General features: G+C 51.5%; 1 rRNA gene. It reads left to right on the forward strand.

The features are described from left to right. Positions 1-53 precede the first annotated feature (53 nt). A 23S ribosomal RNA gene (locus tag DW56_RS05435) occupies positions 54-204 on the forward strand; the annotation flags it as partial.

A 204-nucleotide genomic window follows, 5' to 3' on the forward strand; every position in this document is an offset into this window, starting at 1 on the left:
TGTTCGAGTCTCTCAAATTTTCGCAACCGAAGTGAAACACCTTCGGGTTGTGAGGTTAAGCGACTAAGCGTACACGGTGGATGCCCTGGCAGTCAGAGGCGATGAAGGACGTGCTAATCTGCGAAAAGCGTCGGCAAGGTGATATGAACCGTTATACCCGACGATGTCCGAATGGGGAAACCCAGTGCAACTCGTTGCACTATC

Source organism: Franconibacter helveticus LMG 23732, from assembly GCF_000463115.2.
Classification (GTDB): Bacteria; Pseudomonadota; Gammaproteobacteria; order Enterobacterales; family Enterobacteriaceae; genus Franconibacter; species Franconibacter helveticus.